7 protein-coding genes and 1 pseudogene are annotated in these 6,558 nt (G+C 69.7%); 4 read left to right on the top strand and 4 right to left on the bottom strand.

The window, feature by feature from the left end:
• Nucleotides 1–203: 203 nt before the first annotated feature.
• The gene (locus ACFV7Q_RS38020; RefSeq protein WP_385435517.1) at nt 204–638 is read left to right on the top strand and encodes a peptidase inhibitor family I36 protein; all 435 of its coding nucleotides are present in this window, start codon (nt 204–206) and stop codon (nt 636–638) included.
• 835 nt (nt 639–1,473) lie between these two features.
• On the opposite strand, the gene ACFV7Q_RS38015 is transcribed toward ACFV7Q_RS38020, so the two are convergent.
• A complete protein-coding gene (locus ACFV7Q_RS38015; RefSeq protein ID WP_385435518.1) occupies nt 1,474–1,857 on the bottom strand; it encodes a hypothetical protein in 384 nt (127 codons plus the stop codon).
• 186 nt (nt 1,858–2,043) lie between these two features.
• A pseudogene (locus ACFV7Q_RS38010) lies at nt 2,044–2,220 on the bottom strand (Scr1 family TA system antitoxin-like transcriptional regulator); the annotation flags it as partial.
• A gap of 148 nt (nt 2,221–2,368) precedes the next feature.
• On the opposite strand from ACFV7Q_RS38010, the gene ACFV7Q_RS38005 reads away from it, so the two are divergent.
• Both ACFV7Q_RS38005 and ACFV7Q_RS38000 read left to right on the top strand, forming a co-directional pair.
• Nucleotides 2,369–2,848, top strand: coding sequence for a hypothetical protein (locus ACFV7Q_RS38005; RefSeq protein ID WP_385435516.1), 480 nt, complete (start codon nt 2,369–2,371; stop codon nt 2,846–2,848).
• A 245-nt stretch (nt 2,849–3,093) separates the two neighbouring features.
• Nucleotides 3,094–3,414 (top strand): hypothetical protein, encoded by a 321-nt coding sequence (locus ACFV7Q_RS38000; RefSeq protein ID WP_385435515.1) that lies wholly within the window; start codon nt 3,094–3,096, stop codon nt 3,412–3,414.
• A 118-nt stretch (nt 3,415–3,532) separates the two neighbouring features.
• On the opposite strand, the gene ACFV7Q_RS37995 is transcribed toward ACFV7Q_RS38000, so the two are convergent.
• Nucleotides 3,533–4,441: a hypothetical protein gene (locus tag ACFV7Q_RS37995; RefSeq protein WP_385435514.1), complete on the bottom strand. Its 909-nt coding sequence runs from the start codon at nt 4,439–4,441 to the stop codon at nt 3,533–3,535.
• A gap of 264 nt (nt 4,442–4,705) precedes the next feature.
• Here ACFV7Q_RS37995 and ACFV7Q_RS37990 point away from each other — a divergent pair, with 264 nt between their 5' ends.
• Nucleotides 4,706–5,326 carry a hypothetical protein gene (locus tag ACFV7Q_RS37990; protein WP_385435513.1) on the top strand — a complete coding sequence of 207 codons (621 nt, stop codon included), beginning with the start codon at nt 4,706–4,708 and terminating at the stop codon, nt 5,324–5,326.
• A gap of 312 nt (nt 5,327–5,638) precedes the next feature.
• Here ACFV7Q_RS37990 and ACFV7Q_RS37985 read toward each other — a convergent pair whose 3' ends face one another.
• Nucleotides 5,639–6,283, bottom strand: coding sequence for a hypothetical protein (locus ACFV7Q_RS37985; protein WP_385435512.1), 645 nt, complete (start codon nt 6,281–6,283; stop codon nt 5,639–5,641).
• Nucleotides 6,284–6,558: the final 275 nt, after the last annotated feature.

The following is a 6,558-nucleotide window of genomic DNA, read 5'->3' as shown; positions in this document are numbered from 1 at the left end:
GGCGCATCCTCCGCAAAGCCCGCTGCAGCCCCAACGGACTTACGTCAATCGTCAAAGCCATCCTCACCCTGGAAACTCACCGCTGAAAACGCTCATTGTCTGCAGCGATAGGCCGTGGAAATGAAAATCACCTGGTGTAAGACTCACTTCCCGGCTGTGCGACCCCCACGCCGGGGGGTGCGGGCCAGTTACAGGAGGACGTAGTGAAGTTGTTGAAGCGTAAGTTGGCATCGATCGCACTTGCCGGCGGTCTGGCGGTGGTGACTGGGCTGGCGGCGACGGCGCCGTCCGCGGCCGCGGACACCCCCTGCCCTTCGGGGAAGCTGTGTCTCTACAAGAGCAGCCTGTACCGGGAGCTGACGTTCACCACTACCAGCACCGCTATCTGCTACGACCTGGACCGCTTCGGGATGGGCGCGTTCACCAACGGGGTCCGTTCCTACCGGAACAACCTTCCGGTGAAGGCGACGCTGCACTTGCGTGCGGGCGCGTGGTACAACCCGGATGCCTACACCGCGTTGTACGCCATCAATCCGGGCAGCTTCTCCAGCAATACCTACGGCCCCAGTCCCGAGCAGTACGGCATGGTTGTCTGCACCGGCAGCACGAAGCCCTGGGACAAGCCGCCGGCCGACTAGAAGTGCCACACCGGGGGATGTCGAGCCTGCGACTCGGCCTGACCGTCGCCGCTGACCCAGAGGTTCCTTTTCGGAAAGTGGGCCGCCGTCCCCGGGAGCGCGTGGGCACGGTGTTCGGGCTCGCGGGCACGTGGCCGTCGAGCGCATGGGGCCGCAGCCTCTCCATCCTCAGAGGCCCAAGGGGTGGAGGTGAATCGGCCCGCACTGGTGGTTAGTGCGGGCCGATCACCCGTTTCGTGTCCTGGCCGGACAGGCCGCTGTTGATCCGGCGCGGACACCTGTGAGCCGGTGACCGGCGACTACTCGGACGAAACCCGACTTCCCGTCCTGACTGCGGCCGAGGCGTGGGAGGCGGTCGGCTATCTGTGGCTGCTGGAGACGCTCGACGTCACACCGCGCGGCCGACCAGCTCGCCGCGGATCTGGTGCAGCGGATCCCCACGAAGTAACGGCCGGCCGAGGGTTCAGTCCAGGACGCCGAGGTCGGTGTCCGGCCGGCAGATCACGCAGGCCGGCACCCGTCGACTGCCGAGGGAGCTGGAGCGCTTGATCGCGGGTGAGCGGTTTGGTGTGGCTGCTCGCTATGCGGCAGCCGCTGACGTGGAGCCGGTCCTGACGGGCGCCCGCCCTGCCGGAGGCAGATGGCGGCGGCGCGTTCAACTATGCGCGGTCGCTGCAGTCTGGGCACACACCGGTACAAGTGCCCATCGACTCAGCGGCGGGCGCCTCCCAAGCTCATCGACAAGCGACTCCCGTTCTCGGGCTCTGGCTCGCTTTCCGTGAAGCGTGCACGGTGAGTGACATCCGCCGAGAGACCAGGAGACCGAAGATGGGGCTCAGGTGCAGACGATGGGACAGCCGCGTTGGATCGAGTGCTGGGCGGCGCGCAGGAACAGCGCGACGTAGAACGCTCTATCGAGATCCTTGCTCCACGGGCCTGTTCGAGTGGTGGCCAGTTCCTTTGCCTGGTGCCTGAACCACATGCTCAGGTCGAGGTTGTCGCATGTCGCCGGGGTTTCGGCGGGCAGAGCGATGGCTGCCGCCAGCTTCTCGGCGAGCAGTAGTACCTGGGGTGCGCCAGCGACCACGTGGTCGTCGGATTCGATGGGCAGCCAGGTCTCCTCATCGAGTGAGAAGGGTACGAGCACGGTCCAGCCGCAGAGGGTCTCCGATTCCTCTCGTGACAGGTGCGTCTGGCACAAGGCGAGGAACCCGGTCATGGAGGAGGTCAGCTTCTCCTCGAAAGCTTGCCCGTCGGCGTTCGCGATCCCGCCGGGTTGCCATCGTGTTCGTCCACTGCTCGGCGGCGAAGTCGTCGAGCGCGGACAGCGCGATGTTGGCCAGCAGGGGTGTTGTGGGCTCGGGCGGCGACATCGCCGGTTCCGGCGTCCTTGATGCAGCTGCTCGCGCATCACCTGCCGACTGCCCACCGTCCTACGCAGCACCGCCTCGTCGATGATCGCCGTAAACTCCCGACCACCCGGAGCGTCCAGCAGTCGCTGCCGTTTGTTCGCCCTGGCGTTCGGCTCCCGCAGTAGCTCGACGCTGTCCGCCAGGACAACCTGCCCAGCAAGGACAAGCACATCGGTGCTGACCTGTGGACAGAGACCGCCCGTCGGTGGGCGGTCCTGCGGCTGATCTCCATCCCTGCGGGTGATGCGCCCTGGTGGGTGCCGGCGCAGGGCCGCTAGGTCCCCCTGGACTTGGTGATCGTAGGGGGAGGGGTGCGGGATGAGCGAGCGGGGCGCGTTGCGGGGTCTGCGGGTCTTGATGTGGGTGGTGATCGCGGTCGAGGTGCCGGTGTACCTGGTGTGGCTGGTCCAGGTCGGCTACCTGACTGGGCAGGAGCTGCCTCGCGGCGACGTCGCGCGGTGGGCGCCGCCCGTGCTGTTGCCGCCGGCGGCTGTGCTGTTCTGCGTGATGGCGGGATGGATGTGGTGGGGTGCGGTGGTGGCTGCCACCCGCTCGCCGCTGCGGGAGCGGTGGATCGTCGCCTCGCTGGTGTTCGTCGCCGCCTTCTCGGTGTTCTGCGGGGTGGCCTCGGTAGACGACCCGTCGTTCTCGGTGGGCCTGCTGAGCGCCACCGTGACCGGGCTCGGCATGACCGGGCTGTTCTTCATCCCGGCCGCCGCCTCCCGCCAGCTGCCGGACGTCATCCGCCGGCGCTCCCGCCGTACGGACACCGCCGTGGGCGGGGCAGGCCCGCAGTAGGCCGGGCCGTCGATTGCCCGGGGCGCCGCGCGTCGGGCATGCTGCGCGTTTTGGAGGAGAAGGGGTGAGCGTGTCCGAACACGACGACGCGACGGCGGCGCAGGAGTCGCTCAGGAAGGCCGTGGAGCAGCTGAGCAGCCGCCGGGCCGGGCGACAACAGCAAGGCCGTCCAAGAGGCGGTCCAGGCGCTCGCTGACGGCTCTGGGACGGCGTGGACGCCCGAGCAGGAGGCGCAGATCCGGGCCGTGGTGGAGCAGATCCGCAAGCTGCAGGATCTCAACCGGCCGGGCGGGGGCTGGTGGCGTCAACGCCGGGAGTGGCGGGCCCGGGAACGGCTGGTCGACATGCTGGAGGCCGGCGGCCCGGAGCTGCTGAACGAGGCGGAACTGCGGCACTGGAAGAGCCACGCGATGGTGGAGCTGTTCCTGAGGTTCATGGACAGCCCGATGAAGAAGGACGACACGGCGGAGACGCTCGCCCAGATCGAGGCACTGAACGCCGTGACGTACGAGGAGTACCAGCAGGCCAAGAAGAAGCTGGCCGAGGAGAAGGCCGCCGCCGACTGACGCCCTGGCTGCGGTCTCCCGCCGACTGTCAGAAGTCATCCGTCAGCGGGCCCGCCGGACACCCGGCGGGCCGTCCTGACGTGCCTGGCCGCCTTCCGCGGCCGGGGACGTCAGCCCCTCAACCGCCGGCGCCGCGCCAGGCTTCGGATTCCTCGTCCTCGCTCAGCTTGTAGCCCTCGGGGTACGCGGCGTACGCGCGCTCCCGGGCGGCCTGGGCGGTGGCGCGGACCTCGCGCTGCAGCCGGGTGAGCAGGGCGAGCGCCGGTTCGTGGGTGATCGGGTCGATGATGTCGCGGATTCGGGCCGTGTCCCAGTCGGCGACCAGCAGAGCCGTCTCAACCAGCAGCTGCGCCTCGCCGACGGTCACGCCCACGGTGTCGTCGCCGTCGGCGGCCGCCGCAATCAGACGGTTGCGGATCACCCGGGCGTTCTCCCACCCGCGCCAGACGCCTTCGCTCTGGTCCACGGCGCTGCCGCGGCTCACCCTTGTGGACAGCGGCGGGAAGGCGAGCACCAGCTCGGCAGCGGCCCGCCAGTCCCTGGCCCGCGCCGGCACCTGGGCCTCCGCGACGATCCGCGACCGCAGGCTCTCCACCCGCCACGTCCGCGACCGTGCGTCGCCCTCCAGGGAGAAGCAGCGGGGGCACAGCGGCGGCCCGTACCGGGTTCGCGGCTTCCAGGACCGGCTGGTGCGCAGCAGTTCCGTGCCGCAGTGGGCGCACAGGATCCCCGAGGGCGCCGGGCCGATCGCGGCGAGCATGTCGTTGAGGTGGAGGCCGGCAGCCTCGGCCAGGGGGCGTCCGTGGATGCCGGGCTGCTGCCAGTACAGGTGCCTGAGCAACCCGATCAGCTCCGGAGCGTGGACGATATCCACCTCGGCACGCAGCCGCTTCACCTGCTCCAGCACGGCCTGGCGGGTGCGGTCGCGCCGTTGCTCGGCTTCCGCGAGGAGCGCTTCGGCTCCGGTGAAGTCACGGACGGACCGCTCGATGTCGCCCAGGATCTGGTGCAGGCTCTCCTCGCTCATGGCCGAGAGCTTATGCACCAGGGAAGCCGCCTCCTCCGGGGACCCGTGACGGGGCGAGGGCCGTCGGCGTTGGACACGCCGACGCGTGAACTCCGTCCCCCACGGATACGCGGATGAGGCCCGGCACCGGCGCTGCTGCGCAGGGCCGGGCCTCTCAGCATCCAGGCACGCCCGGCCGCTGATCGGCAACGGGATCGTTCGAGTTGTGCGTCAGATGCGCAACGGCCCGGACGCCGGGGCCGGCGAGCGGCCAGCCTGCGGGGCATGGACAAGTTGATCGAGCTGGTCAGCACGCTCGCCTCCGGGGCGGTCATCGCCGTTCTGGCGTCGTGGCTGACCAGCCGCGCCCGCAACCACCAGGAGCGGCAGGCCGAAATCGGGGCCCTGCGGGTGCAGGCAGATGCGATGACGGTGGCGGTGATGGAACTGCAGGGCGCGGCCACCGCCAACCGCCTGCTGTGGGAGGGACGGGCCGAGCGCGCGAGGTCGTTCCTGCTGACCGTGCTCGCCTTCGCCGGTGGCGCCGCCCGCGCCCGGATCGCCGGCGGCACCGACGTGCAGAGCGGACTCGTGGGCCTCGGACGAGCAGCCGAGCTGCTGAGCCGGGAGCGGGTGGCGAGCAAGCAGACCGCGGCCGCCCTGCGCGAACCGCTCACCCGGGCCGCCACCGCCGCCGCCCCGCTCATGCGCTCCTCCGACCCGGCCGTCGTCACCGCCACCGAGCAGCTGCTGAACGCCCTATCGGACGTGGAGAACACCGCACGCCTGGAGGCTGCGCTGGAGGCATTCGGACGGGCCGTCAACGCCGCCACCGCGCCACGGCTGTCCTGGTGGGCACGACGCCGTGCCGCAGGGTACGAGCTGACTGTGGCGAGCCTTCCGTAGGATGCACAAACGCCTCGTCCCCGGCAGCTCCAATGCCGGTGTGACCGAGCGCTCTACCTGGCGGGACTCGCCTACTTCCTCCACGTGTACCGCTGCCCCCTCTTCGGGCTACTTCCGGGCGGTCGATCGAGGCGCCCGACCAGGGCGCTGACCTGCGGAACACTCAGTCCGCCAGGTCGGCCGCTCAGCCGCCATGTGGAACGCCCGATGTACGGGCCCAGCGGGTGCGGGCGGGACATCGTCGTCGCCACGGGGCCGTTTTCGGCCGCCGCAGGCAGACGGACCTTCTCGGCGGGGCCGGCGGCCGGTCGGTCAAACCCGCCGGTCCTCCACCTCGACGTCGTACGCCAACGTCCACGGCTCGAACCCCTCAGCGCGACACCGCACCCACAACCGCACCGGCTGCCCCTCACACCGGGCACGCCACTGCGCCTCTGAATACCCTTCGGGGTCCGGCGTCTCCTCCAGAACGCGCTGGATCTGCCGTCCGGCCACCACGACAGGCTGCGCAGCAGTGCGCCGCCCGTCGTCCGACCACCCCTCTGCACCGTGCATGAATCGGTACGGCCCCCACACTGGCCCCCTCACATCCTCAGGAGTGAAGCACCCCAGATCCGCAGAAGAGATGCTGATTGACCGAACGTTGTCCTCGTCTCGGATTACCACGGACACTTCATCGAGGCGTTCCAACGGCCCCTTGTACGTCAGCAGCAGCAGCGCCGTGTTCGCGTACGACGTGCGCGTGACCGTCACATCGAACTGCGGCCGCATCTCGAAGTGCCACCGCGCCCGCTCCACCCGGGCCACGGAATCCGCCACCGCGTTGGCCCGCTCCGCGGCCTTGCTCGACTGCACCGCGGCCTGCGTCGCCCGACCCGAGATCCGCAGCGTGATCCCCGCCGTCACCGCGCTCGCCACCGCCGCGCCCACACTCAACCAGTCCGTCAACGTCACCATGACGGGGACCGTAGCCCCACCGCTCACACACGGACCGAGAATCCGCGAGAAAGCCCCACCCGCAGGGCCAGCGTCTACAGCAGAGCTCGACGTCGGAAAGGTAGAGACGCTCGCCGACGGCTCACCATCTGGGACAGCGATGGGACGGCGAGCACAGCTCGGCAGCGGCCCGCCAGTCCCTGAGCTTTTTCAACGTGGCCACTGATCGGGTGATCGGGGTGGCCGCGCAACGGGCGAGGCCCTCGGGTTGTTGAGCGGGATGTCTGACGTCCGTA

It is taken from the genome of Streptomyces sp. NPDC059851 (genome assembly GCF_042732005.1).
GTDB lineage: Bacteria > Actinomycetota > Actinomycetes > Streptomycetales > Streptomycetaceae > Streptomyces.
Note: the sequence above shows the minus strand (reverse complement) of the source record. Positions and strands in the feature narration are given on the sequence as shown.

Coding starts and splice junctions, on each gene's coding strand:
- ACFV7Q_RS38015 (WP_385435518.1), bottom strand. CDS start 1,857: ATGACCGGGTTCCTCGCCTTGTGCCAGACGCACCTGTCACGAGAGGAA.
- ACFV7Q_RS38005 (WP_385435516.1), top strand. CDS start 2,369: ATGAGCGAGCGGGGCGCGTTGCGGGGTCTGCGGGTCTTGATGTGGGTG.
- ACFV7Q_RS37995 (WP_385435514.1), bottom strand. CDS start 4,441: ATGAGCGAGGAGAGCCTGCACCAGATCCTGGGCGACATCGAGCGGTCC.
- ACFV7Q_RS37990 (WP_385435513.1), top strand. CDS start 4,706: ATGGACAAGTTGATCGAGCTGGTCAGCACGCTCGCCTCCGGGGCGGTC.
- ACFV7Q_RS37985 (WP_385435512.1), bottom strand. CDS start 6,283: ATGGTGACGTTGACGGACTGGTTGAGTGTGGGCGCGGCGGTGGCGAGC.